The sequence below is a fragment of the Streptomyces sp. NPDC002306 genome (genome assembly GCF_053593435.1).
Genome location: NZ_JBSFCK010000031.1, coordinates 16,278 through 32,986 on the forward strand (window position 1 = coordinate 16,278; position 16,709 = coordinate 32,986).

The 16,709-nt window shown below is 71.1% G+C and carries 12 protein-coding genes and 1 pseudogene; 4 read left to right on the top strand and 9 right to left on the bottom strand.

Annotated features, from left to right (window positions below; genetic code table 11):
* Positions 1 to 6: 6 nt before the first annotated feature.
* From ACWCQK_RS33825 to ACWCQK_RS33840, 4 genes are all read right to left on the bottom strand, one after another.
* Positions 7 to 1,446, bottom strand: coding sequence for a 3-hydroxybutyrate oligomer hydrolase family protein (locus ACWCQK_RS33825; protein WP_451161648.1), 1,440 nt, complete (start codon positions 1,444 to 1,446; stop codon positions 7 to 9).
* Positions 1,447 to 1,720: 274 nt separating this feature from the next.
* Positions 1,721 to 3,199 carry an extracellular catalytic domain type 1 short-chain-length polyhydroxyalkanoate depolymerase gene (locus ACWCQK_RS33830; protein ID WP_451161650.1) on the bottom strand — a complete coding sequence of 493 codons (1,479 nt, stop codon included), beginning with the start codon at positions 3,197 to 3,199 and terminating at the stop codon, positions 1,721 to 1,723.
* A gap of 218 nt (positions 3,200 to 3,417) precedes the next feature.
* Positions 3,418 to 3,942: a MarR family winged helix-turn-helix transcriptional regulator gene (locus ACWCQK_RS33835; RefSeq protein ID WP_451161652.1), complete on the bottom strand. Its 525-nt coding sequence runs from the start codon at positions 3,940 to 3,942 to the stop codon at positions 3,418 to 3,420.
* 436 nt (positions 3,943 to 4,378) lie between these two features.
* The gene (locus ACWCQK_RS33840) at positions 4,379 to 4,765 is read right to left on the bottom strand and encodes an HGxxPAAW family protein (RefSeq protein ID WP_451161654.1); all 387 of its coding nucleotides are present in this window, start codon (positions 4,763 to 4,765) and stop codon (positions 4,379 to 4,381) included.
* Positions 4,766 to 5,040: 275 nt separating this feature from the next.
* Between ACWCQK_RS33840 and ACWCQK_RS33845 the strand changes: the two genes are divergently transcribed.
* Positions 5,041 to 5,196, top strand: coding sequence for a hypothetical protein (locus tag ACWCQK_RS33845; protein ID WP_451161656.1), 156 nt, complete (start codon positions 5,041 to 5,043; stop codon positions 5,194 to 5,196).
* 6 nt (positions 5,197 to 5,202) lie between these two features.
* Positions 5,203 to 5,448 (top strand): annotated as a pseudogene (locus tag ACWCQK_RS33850) (alpha/beta hydrolase); the annotation flags it as partial.
* Between the two features lie 248 nt (positions 5,449 to 5,696).
* Here the strand turns inward: ACWCQK_RS33850 and ACWCQK_RS33855 are convergent.
* Positions 5,697 to 6,107: a hypothetical protein gene (locus ACWCQK_RS33855; protein WP_451161658.1), complete on the bottom strand. Its 411-nt coding sequence runs from the start codon at positions 6,105 to 6,107 to the stop codon at positions 5,697 to 5,699.
* A 552-nt stretch (positions 6,108 to 6,659) separates the two neighbouring features.
* Here ACWCQK_RS33855 and ACWCQK_RS33860 point away from each other — a divergent pair.
* On the top strand, positions 6,660 to 10,412 hold the full coding sequence (locus ACWCQK_RS33860; RefSeq protein WP_451161660.1) for a family 78 glycoside hydrolase catalytic domain: 3,753 nt from the start codon (positions 6,660 to 6,662) through the stop codon (positions 10,410 to 10,412).
* A 238-nt stretch (positions 10,413 to 10,650) separates the two neighbouring features.
* Here ACWCQK_RS33860 and ACWCQK_RS33865 read toward each other — a convergent pair whose 3' ends face one another.
* Positions 10,651 to 11,325 (bottom strand): alpha/beta hydrolase, encoded by a 675-nt coding sequence (locus ACWCQK_RS33865; protein WP_451161662.1) that lies wholly within the window; start codon positions 11,323 to 11,325, stop codon positions 10,651 to 10,653.
* A 377-nt stretch (positions 11,326 to 11,702) separates the two neighbouring features.
* On the opposite strand from ACWCQK_RS33865, the gene ACWCQK_RS33870 reads away from it, so the two are divergent.
* Complete coding sequence (locus ACWCQK_RS33870) at positions 11,703 to 13,946, top strand: N-acetylmuramoyl-L-alanine amidase (RefSeq protein ID WP_451161664.1); 2,244 nt, start codon at positions 11,703 to 11,705, stop codon at positions 13,944 to 13,946.
* Positions 13,947 to 14,054: 108 nt separating this feature from the next.
* On the opposite strand, the gene ACWCQK_RS33875 is transcribed toward ACWCQK_RS33870, so the two are convergent.
* From ACWCQK_RS33875 to ACWCQK_RS33885, 3 genes are all read right to left on the bottom strand, one after another.
* Complete coding sequence (locus ACWCQK_RS33875; protein WP_451161720.1) at positions 14,055 to 15,011, bottom strand: alpha/beta fold hydrolase; 957 nt, start codon at positions 15,009 to 15,011, stop codon at positions 14,055 to 14,057.
* A 96-nt stretch (positions 15,012 to 15,107) separates the two neighbouring features.
* On the bottom strand, positions 15,108 to 15,515 hold the full coding sequence (locus tag ACWCQK_RS33880) for a hypothetical protein (RefSeq protein WP_451161666.1): 408 nt from the start codon (positions 15,513 to 15,515) through the stop codon (positions 15,108 to 15,110).
* A gap of 165 nt (positions 15,516 to 15,680) precedes the next feature.
* Complete coding sequence (locus ACWCQK_RS33885; RefSeq protein WP_451161668.1) at positions 15,681 to 16,703, bottom strand: hypothetical protein; 1,023 nt, start codon at positions 16,701 to 16,703, stop codon at positions 15,681 to 15,683.
* Positions 16,704 to 16,709: the final 6 nt, after the last annotated feature.

Consider the following 16,709-nt stretch of genomic DNA (forward strand, 5'->3'; position numbering starts at 1 on the left):
GGTGGTTCAGCTCAGGCGGCAGTTGGTGAGGAGCGTCGCGGGGTCCGCCTCCGCCGGGCGCTCGACGGTGTGGTTCGCCGGAGGGAGGCCGTTGCCGCTCAGCCACCGTTCCAACGCGGTGAACGCCGAGCGATGGCAGGGGACCATCGGCCGGAGCCTGTCGGGGAAGACGTCGACGAGGGAGTCCGTATGCGTACCGTCCGCGATGCGGTAGTAGCGCGACAGGGCGCCCCGTCCGGACCGGCGCACCATACGGGCGTAGACGTCGGAGTCCTGACTGATCGGCAGCAGCACGTCGAGTGTGCCTTGCAGCGTGATGAGAGGCTTCCCGATCCGCCCGGTCAGGGCGATGCGGTCGACGGCACGGTGGACCGAGGGCGGCCGGGTCGCGTAGTCGTAGTCGGCGTCGCAGGACGGGGTGCCCGGGGCACAGAACGGGGTGCCCGCCTCGGTCGTACCGTCGAAACCGGGGTCGATCTCCTCCCGGTAGACGCGTTGCGTCAGATCCCAGTAGACCTGGTGGTGGTACGGCCACAGGAACTCGGAGCCCGCCGGGTAACCGGCCTTGTGCAGGGCCGCCAGGGCCTCGTCGGCGCCGGGACCGCCGGCGGCGTAGACGGGATAGTCGCGCAGCGCGGGCGGCAGGAAGGTGAGCAGGCCGGGGCCGTCGGAACGCCAGAGGGTGCCTTCCCAGTCCACTCCGCCGTCGTACAGCTCGGGATGGTTCTCCAACTGCCATCGGACCAGGTAGCCGCCGTTGGACAGGCCCGTGGCGAGGGTGCGGGCAGGCGGCCGGTGGTACCGCTGCGTGACGGCGGCGCGGGCGGCCCGGGTGAGCTGGGTGAGGCGCGTGTTCCACTCGGCGATGGCATCACCGGGCCGGCGGCCGTCGCGGTAGAAGGCGAGGCCGGTGTTGCCCTTGTCGGTGGCGGCGAAGGCGTAGCCGCGCGAGAGCACCCAGTCGGAGATCGCCCGGTCGTTGGCGTACTGCTCGCGGTTGCCCGGTGTCCCGGAGACCACGAGACCGCCGTTCCAGTGGTCGGGCAATCGGATGACGAACTGCGCGTCGTGGTTCCAGCCGTGGTTGGTGTTGGTGGTCGACGAGTCCGGGAAGTAGCCGTCGATCTGGATTCCCGGCACACCGCTCGGCGTGGCCAGGTCCCGGGGGGTGAGACCCGCGAAGTCGGCAGGGTCGGTGTGGCCGGAGGTCACCGTGCCGGCCGTGGTCAGCTCATCCAGACAGGCGGCCTGCTGGTGGGCCGCGCCCGGTACGCGCACCGGGGCGCGGCCGCCGCAGTGGCCGTCGTCCGGCGTTCCCTGCGCACCCGCGGTCGGTGATGCCACGGGGAGCAGTGAACAGGCGGCCGCGAGCGACAGTGCTCCGAGGGCGGCACGCCGCCTGAGCCGTCTGCGCGGTGGAGTGGTGGCCGTGCGCGGTGGGAGCATCCGATGCCTCCGAGTCGAGTCTGGGTCGGGTTCGAGTTGTGGGCCGGGTTCGGGTCGGGTTCCGGTCGTTCTGGGGCGGGTGCGAGTGCCCGGTCGGGTTCTGGCTCGGGAGCCGGGTCGGCTTCCGGGACGAACGGCGGCCAGGCCGGAGGCTGGAGGCACGGTGACCGCGGGGACCATGTGTGGGCCCACCATGGCCGCGGTCCGGACGGAAGGGGCGCACACCATGGCGGGCCGTGTCACCTCACCGAACGCGACGGATGCGGGCGCGCGATCAGGGGCAGCCGCTGTCGGCGATGGTGTAGTAGCCGGTGGGCGACTCTTTCAGGGTGTGGGTGACGAAGGTGTTGTACAGACCCATGTTCTGGTTGGACCCCTTGGCGTAGGTGTAGCCGCCACTGGTGGTGGCTCGTCCCGCCTGCACATGGGCGTAGTTGCTGCCGCCGTAGCAGGCGGCCGCGCTGCCGCTGGTGGTCGCCGTGACCGTCCCGGAGCGTGTTCCCGCCGTGCCGCCGGTGTCCCGGGCGGCGACCGCGTACGAGTGCGAGGTTCCCGCGCCGAGGCCGGTGTCCGTGTACGACGTGCCGGTCGGCGTCGCGACGGCGCTGCCGTCGCGGTAGACGACGTAGTCCGCCGCACCGCTCACCGCGTTCCAGCTCAGGCCGATGCTGGTGTCCGTGACCGTGGTCGCTCTCAGCCCGGTGGGCGCGGGCAGCGTACCCGGCCCGGGGCCGGAGCCGTCGAGACCGAAGAACCGGGCGATCCAGTGGCTGGAGCAGATCGAGTCCAGGAAGTACGGAGCTCCGGTGGCGCCGCACTGTTCGCTGCCGGTGCCGGGATCGACCGGGGTGCCGTGGTTGATGCCGGGGACCCGGTTCACCTCGACGGCGACCGTGCCGTCGGAGGCCACGTACTCGTCGTGCCGGGTCGCGTCGGGCCCGATGGCGGAGGTGCGGGTGGGGGTCTGGGACAGCCCGTGCAGTGCCGTCCACTGGTCGCGCAGTTCGGTGGCGTTGCGCGGCACGACCGTCGTGTCCTGGTCTCCGTACCAGATGGCGGTACGTGGCCACGGCCCCGTGTACGAGGGGTACGCGTCGCGCACCCGTTGGGCCCACTGGCTCGGGCTGAGGTCCACCCCCGGGCTCATGCAGGTGTAGGGACTGTTGTCCTTCGTGCAGTTGTAGGGCAGGCCCGCGACGACCGCACCGGCGGAGAAGACGTCGGGGTAGGTGGCCAGCATGACCGCGGTCATGGCGCCGCCCGCGGACAGACCGGTGACGAAGACACGTCGAGGATCCGCCCCGTACGTGGAGACGGCGTAGCCGGCCATCTGCCGGATCGAGAGCGTCTCGCCCTGGCCCCGCTGGTTGTCGGTGCTCTGGAACCAGTTGAAGCACGAGTTGAGGTTGTTCGAGGAGGTGGTCTCCGCGAGCACCAGCACGAACTTGTCACGGTCGGCGAGCTGGACCAGCCCGGAGTTGTCCGCGTAGACCTGAGCGTTCTGTGTGCACCCGTGCAGGGCGACGATCACGGGCGGGTTCGCGGGCAGCGACGCCGGCCGGTACACGTACATGTTCAGCGCGCCCGGATTCGACCCGAAGCCGGTCACACGGGTGAGCGTGACCGCGGCGTCCGCGGTGGTCACCGGACCGGCGAGAGCGGCACCGAGTACGAGCGCGACGACAGCGAGGAGGCGAGGCACGAGGCGGCCCCACCGGCGCGGTGGCCGTTTCCGAGAGTGCGGCGGGTACATGGGCGGCTCCTTCACCGGATGGGTGCCCGGTGCTCCTGAGGTCGCCTGCGCATCGCTGTGCGCCGGCGACACCGGGCGTGGCGGAACCGTAGGGTCTGGTGTGCGACGACGGCATGGCGCGGGCAACCACAGTCGCACGCCCACCAGTTGGCATCAGGAGGGTTGTGGGGCCGCCGACGCCTCTGCTACGAGCCGTGGGTCTTCTGTGATGCCGCGGGTCATGAGCTGTCGCTCGTCGGAGAGGAGCGTGGATCCGGCTCGGACGGCTCCCCGTTCGCACGCATCTCGTCGGTCGAGGAGCGAAGGAGTTCAGTCGCCCGCGTCAGCCAGTCGGAGAGCACCGCGATCTCGTCGGGTGTGTACCGCGCGAACAGCTCCGCGAACTTGCGGTAGTTGGGCTCGTACACCTCGTAGAGCCGCTGGAGAGCGGTGGGGTCGACGACGACACGGACACGCCTGCGGTCGGCGGGGTCGTTCTGGCGGTGTGCGTAGCCGGCCCGTTCGAGGCGCGTGATGACGCCCGTGATGGCACCGGTCGTGAGGTTGGCGCGTTCGGCGAGAGCGCCCGCGGTGAGCGGCTGGTCGGCGGCTTCGATGATGAATCCGAGGCAGGTCAGGTCGGTGACGTTGACGCCCAGGCGCTGGGCGACGTCGTGCTGCGCGAGGATGCCGAGTGCGATGAGGCGATCCATCTGGGCGTGCGCCTGCTCCGCCGTGGCGCCGGGGCGCACCTTGCCATGCATCAAGACCCCTTATGATCCGAAATCTTCACCGTGAAACACCAAGCCTGCGGCATCCTGAGGCTATCCCCAGCCGGAGTCCGCGACCGCGAACCCGCCCCGCGGGAGTGCGGGCGCGAGCGACGGCGCCCATCGGGTCGCCACGGTGGCGACGAGGCCACGGTTCCGGGAGTGCGGAGTGCGGAGTGCCGGAGTGGCGGGGCACTGGGGTGCCGGAGCGTCGGAGACAGGCTTGTCGGCGGGTGAAGTGGTGGTCTTGTCCTGGTGATCGATGGAACCCGGCGGCTGTCTGCCGGCCCGGGAGGGTCTGATTGCCTCTGCTGGAGGACGCGAAAGGGGTGACCCGGCTCGCGAGCGGAGCCGGATCACCCGTGTCGTGCGGTGGCGGTGGCGGTGGCAGTGGCTGTGTCGGGGGTAGCCGTAGCGGCGCTTGATGCCCCTACGGTCGTCGCGGTTCCAGAGCGGTGAGCACGGGCGCGGGTGCGGATGCCGGTGTGGCGGCGACAGCGGTGGAGGCGGCCCCGCCGGTGCGGCCTGCCAGTCGGCAGCCCATGCAACCGGGATGACCCTGACGAGCACTGAGATCCCGTACGCGCCACGACCACTGGCTCTGCGGGCGGGGGCCGCTGGGTTTCCCCCAACCGGTCAGGTGGAGAAGCCAGGTGACGAGCACGGCCGCGGCGATCACCAGCAGACCGCTCAGGGCGATCGCGAGCGAGACGGTGACGACGGCGAGACCCAGGACCGTGCATCCGATCACCGCGACGGCCGTGCCGGTCCACCCGGCCACGGTGTGGCCGAGATCTACATCTCCGTGTGCGCTCATGAGTGATCCTTCGGTGCGAGAGTTACCTTAGCTTCTAAGTTATTTAGATGCTAAGAGATTTCGATCGTTGATCGCAAGACGCATCGGAGCCGCGCCTCGGTGGCCGGGTCACCGCGGCCAGGGCGCTGCTGCCGGATCACTGGGGCCAGGTCGCTGCGGCTGGGGTATCGCGCAGGGGAGGAGCCCCGGGAGCCGGTCGCCGAGAGCCGGGAACCCTCGTGGTTCCCGGTGGCCGGGCGCTCATCCTGCCGGGGAGCCTCCGCGCACATGATTCGTTGGCGGACCGCGGCGGACTGCGGCGGACTGCGGCGGACTGCGGCGGACTGCGGCGGACCGCGGCCGACAGCGGCGGACTGCCGCGGTCGCTGCTTCGATCCGCTCCGGCCGTGCTGATCCTGACGGCCCGCAACAACGTCCTGCCCGAGGGGTAGGCCCGGCTGGTGGCCCGGGGCCCGGCGGACCGCGCCCGTACGGCTACGCGGTGGCCTCCATCGACGCCGCCGGGTGCGGTGACCGGCCCCGTTCCGCCGCCGTCGCTGCCCGAGATCGGCGGCCCGGTCGGGCACTCGGGGTGTACCGCCCTCGGTATTCGGCGGCGGGCGGTGGCCGAGCCGCGCATCGCGGCCGCCGACTTCCTCGCCGAGGGTCACGTGCCCCGCGCCCAGCGCGAGGAGGCCCGGCGGCCGCACCATCGCCCCGATCGCGGCGGTACCGGCCATCGGCGGTACCCGTCATCGGCCGTACCGGCCGGTCGGCGCGGCGCTCGGACCGTGGTCGCCCGGCCGGCCTTGTGCGACAGGACCTCGGTGGCGGCCGGGCGGGTACGCGGCGGCGAAACAGCCGTCCTCGGTCTTCAGCCGTCCAAGGGATCCAAGGGAGCCGTCGTCCACGACACGACCCGAACTCCGCCAGCCCCCGGCCAGGGCTGCGCTCAGGTGGACTGCGGCAGCCTGCTCGTCAGGTCGCGGGCGTCGGACTTGTACGCGGGTGGGAACGTGAGCTTCAGTCCGTGGTCGCCACCGGCGACGCCCAGCACGGTCTTGAGGCCCAGGCCGAGCAGGGCGCTGCTCGGTGGCTCGACCGTCAGCAGTTGCCGCGGCAGGTCCATCACGGGCTGCCTGCCCGGCTTGCCCCCGAGCGGGTCCGGGGCGAAGAACAGCAGGCGCTGCCGGGTCAGGGCGAAGTACAGCGGACGCGGCTGAGCGACGGCGATGAGGGAGCCGCCGCTGAGAGCCGCGGCCAACGTCGTGGTCAGCAGGCGCCGTTGCACCGAGACCGAGCCGACCTTGGCGAGACCGACACAGTCGATCTCGTCGCCGGACGCGAGGAGCGGTGCCGTCACGTCGGACACCTGACGTGTGCGTCTGCTGTTCATGCTCTTCGCGCTTCCCATGAGTCGGTGATCCGGCCGGATTCGGTCTTGCGTTCCGGACGGTTCATCAACGCATGACGGGACACGGCGGAAACAGAGGCCATACGCATCCATTGCGCAGACTTGGACTGTCGATGACCGGCCGTCCGGCCACCCCCGACCCGGTAAGAACGCATCCAGTGCCGGACCTTCGGTGTCGGTCGTCCGGGAGGTGCGGTGACCGGCTCTGCCGGTCAACTGGGCCCATCTGGCGGCCCGTTCGGCCCAGTGGCACCGCCTCGAACACGCCACCCCGCGGGCACACCGAACCTATTGACCACTCCTGGCAACTCTCGTACGGTGCGACCGTACCCAGGGATTGAAACGTTTCAACCCATTCCGCCCCCATCCCGTTCCCATCCGTTCCCCTCCCTCCGTGTCCCTCCGCCGCCCGTCCCTGTGCCCCAACCGGCCGCCCGCGTCCGCGTCCACCGCGCGGTCGAGCCGTCCTGCTTCGCCCGACCCGTGTGAAGGAGTACTCCGTTGGCCAGTCAGACCACCCCCCACGGCGCCGACTCACCCACGCCCCAGGACCGACCCCCGTTCAGTCGACGTCACTTCCTCGGTACCGGATCGGCACTGGCCGCGGGCGTCCTCGCCGCGGGGGCCGTCGGAGCGTTCTCGGGCCGCGCGCAGGCCGCCACCGGCGCACCGCGCGTGCGGCCCGTCGGCCTCTCCCCGGCCCACTGGATCTGGTATCCGGAAGGTGCTCCGGGCGCCGACGCCCCCTCCGGATACCGCTACTTCCGTACGGGATTCACCGTCGCCCCGGGCGACGTGAGCGATGCGCAACTCGTCGTCACGGGCGACGACTCGGTCGACGTATGGCTCAACGGGAAGCCGCTGGCGGGATCGCCCAGGGACGCCGACTCGTGGCGCAGGGCCCTGTATGTGGACCTCGGGTCCGCTGTGAGGGCGGGGGCCAACACCCTCGCGCTGGCGTGCCGCAACACAGGTGGCCGCGCCGGTGTCATCGGGCGGCTGCGCGTCGTGACCGCCGGTGGCACGACGGACCTCGTCACCGACGGCAGTTGGTCGGCGGGCAAGGACGTGCCCGAAGGATGGGAGCGGTCCGGCTTCGGCGACGGCGGCTGGCCCGCCGCCCGGGACCTCGGCGCCTACGGGATCGCCCCCTGGTACACCGCTGTCGCCGCTCCCGACCTCGCGGCCGCGTCGCCGCTGAGCGTGGCCGGCTGCACCGTGGAACACCACGCGGCCCCGCTGGGGGTCGACACCGCGCGGCCGCGGTTCGGCTGGCGGCTCGACTCGACCCAGCGGCAGCAACTACAGGCCGGCTACCAGGTCCAGGTCTCGTCCACGGCCACCGGTGGCGGCGACATGTGGGACAGCGGGCGCGTCCCGTCCGACCGGCAGATCGACATCGCCTACGCCGGCCGGGAACTGACGAGCCTGACCCGCTACTTCTGGCGCGTGCGCGTCTGGGACACCCAGGGCCGGCTGGGCTCGTGGAGCGAGCCGCAGTGGTTCGAGACCGGGCTGCTGACACCCGCCGACGAGTGGCGTGCCGCGTTCATCGGCCTGCCGTCGGGCCCGGATCTGTCGGGCGCCGGCTGGATCTGGTACCCCGAGGGCGATCCCGCGGCGGGGCGTCCCGTCGAGACCCGCTACTTCCGGCGCACCTTCACGCTGACGAACGCGCCCGCCGCCGCGACCCTGGTCGTCACCGGCGACGACACCGTGGACGTATGGATCAACGGCACTCTGGTGAGTGCCTCGCCACGCGTGACCGACTCATGGAAGAGCGCCGCCCTGGTCGACATCACCGCCCACCTCACGACCGGCGGCAACACGATCGCGATCGCGAGCGGCAACACGACCGAGTCCCCGGCCGGACTCATCGCCAAGCTGACGATGACCGGTGGCCCGACCCTCGTCACCGACGCGTCGTGGAAGTCGTACCAGAGCGCGCCGACCGGCTGGCAGACGTCCGGCTACGACGACGGTGACTGGCCCGCGGCGCGGGTGGCCGCCTCGTACGGCGGTGGTCCGTGGGGATCCGGGGTGCGGATCGTCCGGCCGGCGCCGCTCCTGCGCAGGAGTTTCACGGTGACCAAGCCGGTGGCCTCCGCCCGGCTGCTGACCACCGCGCTGGGCCTGCACGAGACGTCGCTCAACGGGACGAAGGTCGGCCAGGACGTGCTGGCCCCCGGATGGACCGACTACACCAAACGCGTGCAGTACAAGGTCTTCGACGTCACCGCCCGGATCCTGCGGGGATCCAACGTGCTCGGCGCCTGGCTGGGCAACGGCTGGTACTCCGGCAGCCTGGGCTTCGCCGGCAGCCAGCGGTACGGCACTCAGCCGTGGTACGCAGCGCAGCTGCTCATCACCTTCACCGACGGCACCACCCAGTGGGTGACGACGGACGACAGCTGGAAGGCGAGCACGGGCGCGATCACCGCGGACGACCTGTACCACGGGGAGAGTTATGACGCGCGTCTGCACATCGACGGCTGGGACGGTGTCGGCTTCGACGACAGCGGCTGGGCCGGCGCCGTCGTCCACGACGGGACCGCACCGCATCTGATCGCGCAGGTCGACGACGGCGTCACCGTCCAGCACGAGTTCCGTGCCGGGTCGATCACGCAGCCGCGGCCAGGTGTGTGGATCTTCGACCTGGGACAGAACTTCGCGGGCTGGAACCGCGTCGCACTGCGCGGCGAGGCCGGTACCACGGTCAGCATCCGGCACGGTGAGGTACTCAACCCCGACGGCACGCTCTACACCACCAACCTGCGAGCGGCCCAGGCCACCGACCGGTTCACCCTCGCCGGCACCGGCGGGGTCGAGACGTACGAGCCCAGGTTCACGGTTCACGGCTACCGGTACGTCGAGCTCAGCGGCGTGCCGAGCGGCTTCAGCCCAGACGACGGCACCGTGACGGGGCGCGCGGTGTGGACCCATGCCGCGCAGCCGGGGACGTTCCGCACCTCGGACGCGCTGCTCAACCAGCTCCAGCACAACATCGTCTGGGGCGAACGCAGCAACATGCTCTCGATCCCGACCGACTGCCCCCAGCGGGACGAGCGCCTGGGCTGGACCGGAGACATCGCCGCCTTCTGCGCGACGTCCACCTTCAACCTGAACACCCACGCCCTCCTCGCCAAGTTCGCCGACGACCTGACGGACGCCCAGCAGGCCGACGGCGCCTTCACCGATGTCGCGCCCGCGGTGATCGGGGGCTCCGGCACGGCCGGCTGGGGAGACGCGGGGACGATCGTCCCGTACACGCTGTGGCAGCGGTACGGCGACCTTGGCGTCGTCGACCGGCACTTCCCGGCCATGGCGAGATGGGTCGACTATCTGCGCGGCACCGCCGGCAGCGACCTGATACGCGACCGGCAGACCTTCGGCGACTGGCTCAACGTCAACGACAACACGGCGCAGAACCTCATCTGCACGGCCTACTTCTCCTGGTCGGCGCGCCTGGTCTCGCGCATGGCGGCGGCCACCGGCCGCGCGGCCGAGGCCACGAGCTACGGGCGGCTGGCCGACCAGGTGGCGGCGGCCTTCACCGCGCGGTTCGTCACCGGCGACGGAAGCGTCCGCGGCGACACCCAGACCGGCTACGTGCTGGCCCTGGCCTTCGAGTTGCTGCCCGCGTCCCTGGTCCAGCCGGCCGCGGACAAGCTGGCCGCCAAGGTCGCGGCGTCGAACGGGCACCTCAGCGTCGGCTTCCTCGGCGTCGAGAACCTGCTGCCCGTGCTGGCCGACCACGGGCACGTCGACACCGCGTACCAGATCCTGTCGCAGCGCGGCTTCCCCGGCTGGGGCTACATGATCGAGCGGGGAGCCACCACGATCTGGGAGCGCTGGGACGGTATCCGTACCGACGGCTCCTTCAACGACCCGGGCATGAACTCGTTCAACCACTATGGTCTGGGCTCGGTCGGCGACTTCCTCTACCGCAGCGTCGGGGGTCTCGGCCCCGGGAGTCCGGGCTACGCTTCCCTGCGCGTCGCACCCCGGCCCGGCGGCGGCCTGACATCCGCCGAGAGCACCTACGACACGCCGTTCGGCAGCGCGGCGAGCAGGTGGTCGATCTCCGGCGGACGCCTCGAACTGCGCGTCACCGTACCCGTGAACACCTTCGCCACCGTGACCGTGCCCACCTCACGGCCGGAGTCGATCGTCGCCCCGGCCCAGGCCGTCCCGGCGGGCGTGGCGAGCTACCACCTGCCGGCGGGAAGCTACACCTTCGCCGCGGCGAACTGACGGGGGCGGGGCGGGGACGACGAGGGGGCGGCGGAGCGAAGGCGGTTGCGGGGGTGGGGCGTTCGTGCCCCGCCCCGGAGCCCGTCGCCACCCGTCGTCACCCGTCCGTGCCGGCGGCCACCCCCGTGCCCGCCCGTCCGTGCCGGCGGCCACCCCCGTGCCCGCCCGTCCGTGCCGGTCGTCACCCCCTCGCCGCCCGTCCGTGCCGCTCGCCCCCGCCGGCTCGTGCTCCGGCGCTTCACGGCACCTGCGTGGTCAGCCGGTCGACGAGTTCGACCGGCCGCGACAGCAGGGCGAGGTGACCGCCGGGGATCTCGTCCACGTCGAGCCCGAGGCGGTCGCGGGCCACTCGGCGCTGGAACTCCAGGGGGAAGAAGCGGTCCTCGACCGCGGCCAGCACCTGTGTGGTCACCTCGGGCCACTTCTCGATGTCGCAGGGCTGGCCGAACGCGATGTCGGCCTCAGGCCCCTGATGCGCCTCACCGGCGGCGGCGACCTCGGCCGGTACGTCGTGGAGGAAGTAGATGTCCAGGTCGACCTCCGTGGTGTACCCACCCGCCTCCGCCGCGGAGATGCGGGCCGCAGACGATCCGGTGTTGTCCCACCACTGTCCGGGCGTCTCGCCCGGGAGCGGGATCATCGCGTTGACCAGCACCAGCCGGACCACCGGCACGCGAGCGCACACCATCGGCGCGACGAAGCCGCCCATCGACTGGGCCACCAGTACGACGTCATCGTGACCGCCGATCGCGTCGGTCACCACGTCGGTGTACTCGGGCAGCCCCGCGGACGCGTCCGCGCCGGGCAGATCGACAGCGACCACCTCGTGACCCCTGGCCCGCAGCCCGGACACCACGCGATGCCAGTACCAGGCCGCACCCCCGGCCCCTGGAATCAAGACGAACCGACTCATTCCTCGCCCTCCGCTTCCTGTTCCGTTTCACGCTACGGACCCTGAGACCGTGGGGAACGGCGAGAATCATCGGTGGCCCCTGCTGGCACGCAGCCCCGATGCGGGGGGAGAAGGCCTACGGCACCGACCGCGACGGAATCGCTTCGCCCCGCACGATGGTCATGTGACCACCCCCGAGTCGGCCGGATCCGCCACCGTGCGCGCCTTGGTGAGGGAACTGCGGGCCCGGTCCCTGCGAGAGTGGCCGGGGCAACCACCCTGTGAGGCAGCTGAGTTCGGCCGTGTAGATTCCCTCTCTCCGGGCCCGGGGCGACTGAGTGAGCTGCCCTTCTGCGGGTCCGTCATGTCTTGATCCGACGGTGCATGGGGTGGGCTGCGTGAAGCGGCGTGTGGTGTGGGGGGCGGTCGCTGTGGCGACCGCGGTGTCAGCGGGAGTGTTCGTCGTCCAGACCCGGGACGATGCCGGTTCCGGCGCGGACGCGAAGGCGGCGGAGGGGCCGGTCGCCACGCATGTGCGGTCGACCGCTCTGCGCGCCGATGACGCCGGCGGTGTCTCGCTGAGCCGGCCCGACGTGGAGCCGTTCAGCATGCTGAGGCTGTCGTGGGACGATCCGCGCAAGCGTGTCCGGGGCACGGTCGAGGCCCGGGTCCGCAGCGTGGGGACGCGGAAGTGGTCCTCGTGGGCGACGCTGGGCCCTGATGGCGGCGGCGGGGAGGACACCCCGCGCACGGGTATGCGGGGAGCCACGGAAGCGGCCTGGTTCGGTCCGTCGGACGGGGTGGAGATCAAGGTCGCCGCCGGCGGTACGCTGCCCGGCGGCCTGCGGCTGGACGTGGTCGATCCCGGCGTCTCCCCCCGGACGGGGATGGAGCAGGCGGCCTACGTCGTGGAGGGCGAGAGCCCCGAGCCGGACGACACCCCGAGCGTTCCGGTCGACTCGCCGACGCCCTCCGTCGGGACGACCGAGTCCGCCGGTACGCCGACCACGACTCCGAGCGCGACCTCGGCCGCTCCCACGGCCACCGCCACGGCGTCGACGGCTTCACCGTCGTCCGGTGCGACCTCCGCGACGTCGGGGCCGCCCACGGCGTCGGCGAGTGCGACGGCCGGACCGACTTCCACCGTCCCCCAGCCGCCCGTCGTGAGCCGGGCGGGCTGGGGAGCGGACGAGTCCCTGAACAACGAGGCTCCCCAGTACGGGACGACCATCAACGCCGTCTTCGTCCATCACACCGCCCAGACCAACACCTATTCGTGTGCCGACTCTCCGGCCATCGTCCGGGGCATGCGCGCGCTGCACCTGAACCAGAACTGGAAGGACATCGGCTACAACTTCGTCGTCGACAAGTGCGGCACGATCTTCGAGGGGCGCAAGGGCGGCATCGACCGGCCCGTCATCGGTGCGCAGGCCGAGGGGTTCAACACCAACACCACGGGCATCGCCGTGATCGGCACGTACACGAGTGAGGACGCGCCCCTCGCCGCGAAGATCTCCATAGCGCGTCTCGCGGCCTGGAAGCTCGGCCAGTACAAGAGGGATCCCCTGGGGAAGGTGACGCTGACCGCGGGGATGGCCAACGGCAAGTTCGCCCTCGGGGAGTCCGCGGTCTTCAATCGGATCTCCGGCCATCGTGACGCCTACGCCACCGAGTGCCCGGGTACGACGCTGTACAACCAGCTGCCGACCCTGCGCACATGGGCAGCGGGCCCCGTGGCCGGACTCGCCATCAAGTCGGTCACCGGCGCGAGCCTGTCGGGGAGCACCTACCTGACCAAGGGAGCGCTCACCGTCAACTGGTCCGCCACGACACCGGCTTCCCTCATCACGAAGTTCGAGGTCCTCGTCGACGGCAGGAGCACGGTCACCAAGACCGGCACCACGACCTCCGCGGCCGTCACCCTCGCCGCCGGCAGCCACACGGTGCAGGTCCGCGCGACCCACCAGTCCGGCAGGACCAGCACCTCGCCGAGCGTGGCGGTGACGGCGGAGACCACCCCGCCCGTGTTCACCACCAAGCCGACGCTGTCCCTGCGGACCGGAACCGTCGACACCACCGCCGTCCCGGTCACCCTCGCCTGGAAGGCCACCGACAGCGCCGGCCTGAAGGAGGTCCGCCTGACCGCTCCTTCGGCGAAGACCTACGGGCCCACCACGACCAGCGCGCAGCTGACCGCCAAGTCCGGCGTCGCCACCACCTTCGGTCTCACCGCGCAGGACCTGGCGGGCAACACCGCCACCGCCACGGCGTCGGCCGGTCCGGTCATCGTCCAGGAGACGTCCGCCACCAGGACCGGCACCTGGACCAAGAAGACGTCCACCAGCTACCTCGGCGGCGCCTCACTGAGCAGTTCGGCGAAGAACGCGTCGATGAGCTGGACGTTTACCGGCCGTTCGGTGGCCTGGATCGTCTCGCGGGCCGCCACCTCGGGGCAGGCCGTCGTCTACGTCGACGGAACCAAGACCGCGACCGTCGACCTGAAGTCGACCACCACGGCCTACCGCAACGCCATCTGGACGAAGAACTGGTCCGCCGCGGGCAAACACACCATCAAGATCGTGGTCAGCGCGACGACCGGGCGCCCCGCCGTCACCACCGACGGCATCGCCTACCTGCGGTAGAAGCCGGAGGGCAGCGCCGCACCCACTGGCTGGGCAAGCCAACTGGGGCTCGTACCCGTCTCGCCTGGGTACGAGCCCCTTCGGGTCCCGCGCCCGGGCGGACCTGTCTCAAGGGCAGGACGTGAGGAACTCGATCAGGGCCGCGTTCACCTCGGCCGGGCGTTCCTGCTGGGTCCAGTGTCCGCAGCCCTTCAGCACGAGGGGCTCGCGCCGCAGGCCGGGCATCCGCTCGGGGAGGCTCGCGATGAGCTCAGGTGTGCCGGGGAAGGCGGGAACGGGATCGCGGTCGCCGTAGACGTACAGGGCGGGAGAGGTGATGACGGCACCGTCCCACGGGGCGGTCAGCTCCCAGTTGCGGTCGAGGTTGCGGTACCAGTTGAGGGCCCCGGTGAAGCCCTTGGAGAAGCTCTCGGTGACGGCGTCGAGATCGGCCTCGGTGAACCATTCCGGCAGTACCTCGGGGTCCGTCATGGTCGCGAGCCAGCCCCGTTCGAGATCGACCAAAGGCTGCTCGACCTCACCGGGAGCCTCGCCGGCGGCGGAGTAGAAGAACTTCCGCAACGTGGTGCGCGTGTCCTTCGCGAACTCGGCGTCGGCGACCCCGGGGCGGTTGAAGTAGTTCCAGTAGAAGCGGCCGCCGAACCTCTCCTGCATGACGGCCAGTGGAGGCTCCACGCCCCGGAAGGGGGGCGGCACGCTCAGGCCGGCCACCCCGAGCACCATGTCCGGCCGCAGCAGAGCCGTGTGCCAGGCCACCGGCGCGCCCCAGTCGTGCCCGACGACGTACGCCTTGTCCTCGCCCAGCGCCCGGATCAGGCCGACGACATCGCCCACCAGGTGCATGATGCTGTACGCGTCGACGTCGTCGGGATGGTCGCTGCGCCCGTATCCCCGCTGGTCGGGAGCGACCACCCGGAAGCCCGCCGCGGCCAGGGGAGCGAACTGGTGGTGCCAGGAGTGCCACGACTCGGGGAAGCCGTGCAGGAGCACCACCAGAGGGCCTTGGCCTTCCTCGGCGAGGTGCAGCCGGATCCCGTTCGCTTCGACCATGCGGTGCCGGACCATGCACACGAGCGTACGCGTCATGATCGGCACCGGCAGCTTCGCCGCTCGGCGCCTTCCGGCGCGGAGTCGGTGCGTGGCGGAACCGGTCCTCGGCCGTCAGCTCGTTCCGCGACCGGGGTTCGGGTCGTACGGCGGGGAGCGTCGGTTCCAGACGGCGTCCGACCGGGCGACGATGCGGCGGAGTTCGCGGGCGCTTCGGGGTGAGAGGGCTCGCGTCATGGTGTCGAGGAGGGCGCGGGCCTCGAAGGGGTCACCGCAGCAGTCCCAGTGAAGGTCGCCGTAGTCGTGGTCGTCCCAGAGCCGGCGCTCCGGACGGTGGACGTAGTCCTTCCACAGGCGCAGGGCGGTGCGGACGTCTCCTGGGTCCAGGCCGGAGCGGGCGCGTTCGAGATGGCTGATCTCGGACTGCGCGCGTGCGGACAGGCCGTCGATGACCGGCTTCGCGTCGCGCGACCGGTGCCGGGCGAGACCGGACCGGACGTGTCCTGGCCGACTACGCGGCATGGACCTTTCGGTTCGTTGTCATGCCGTGGATGCTGCCACGATCCCGATCGTCGGCACCAGCGGATTCTTTTGCGGCGGGGGACTCGCCGGACCGCCGGGACCCGGTTGGCCCGGGTCCCGGACGGCCGGTGAGGTGGTGGAACCGTCCGCCGTGAGCGGAGGAGGTCAGCAGTATCCGGCGTACAGGAAGTCCCGTCGGCCGGGTCGGCCGAGGTCCAGCGGGAGGTTGACGTGGCTCGGGAGCTCGTCGAGTTCGGAGTTGGGGAGGATGAACTCCCTGCCGGTGTATTTCTGCAGTACCGACTGCTTGGCGGCGGGTTCGCAGACGAAGGGATTGGCGTAGGTGTTGTAGCCGAGTCCGGTACCGGTGTTGAGGAAGCCGGCGTCCTGGCACTGGAACAGCGCACCGCGCAGGGCGGAGGCGTTCCGGGGGCCCTTGTACCGGGTGTCGAAGTTGTGGAAGCAGGACTTCGACTCGCCCGTCGTGTACGGGGAGGGGCCGGCGGCCGCGAGCGCGTCGAGGAAGGATCTGTCGCAGCCGATGGCCGCCGAGGGGTCCTCTCCCTTGAGCAGGGCGTTTCGTTCGCACCCGGTCACGGCCTGGAACGAGTGGACGACGTCCTGACGCGGACCGAGCCGGGAGTAGGTGTGGACGAGGCTGGTCTGGGCCGCGAGCGGGTAGGCGCGGGAGTCGCCGAACTCCTCGTCCAGCAGCCGGAACCATGTCTCGAAGCTCGGCACCTGCGCGCGGACACCCGGCGGCACGGTGTACACGGCGAGGTCCGTGGGGGTGGACCAGGTGTCGAGGCCCGGGTAGCCGACGTACGACAGGATCCCGATGCCCACCTTCGACGGGGTGTCGCCGTAGCTCCTGCGCAGTTCGAGGTAACGCTCGAGGTTGGTGTTCGAGCCGGCCCAGGCGTACCAGAAGCCGCTGGGGTAGAGCGACGTGCTGCCGCGGGCGTGGGTGGTACCGAACAGCCTGGGCGAGACGCAGCGGACCTTCCGCGCCAGCCAGGCGGCCTTGTACTGGGCGGGCGTGGAAATACAGTCCGTCCCGCGGCCGCGCGGTGCGGGGTCGTCGGAGTCGGAGAGCGCGGCGGGCGCGGTCACGAGCACCAAGGCAGCGGCGGCGAAGGCGAGAAACGGTCTCCTGCCCCTGCCGGCTCTGGAACGCTTGAGGTCCATGATTCC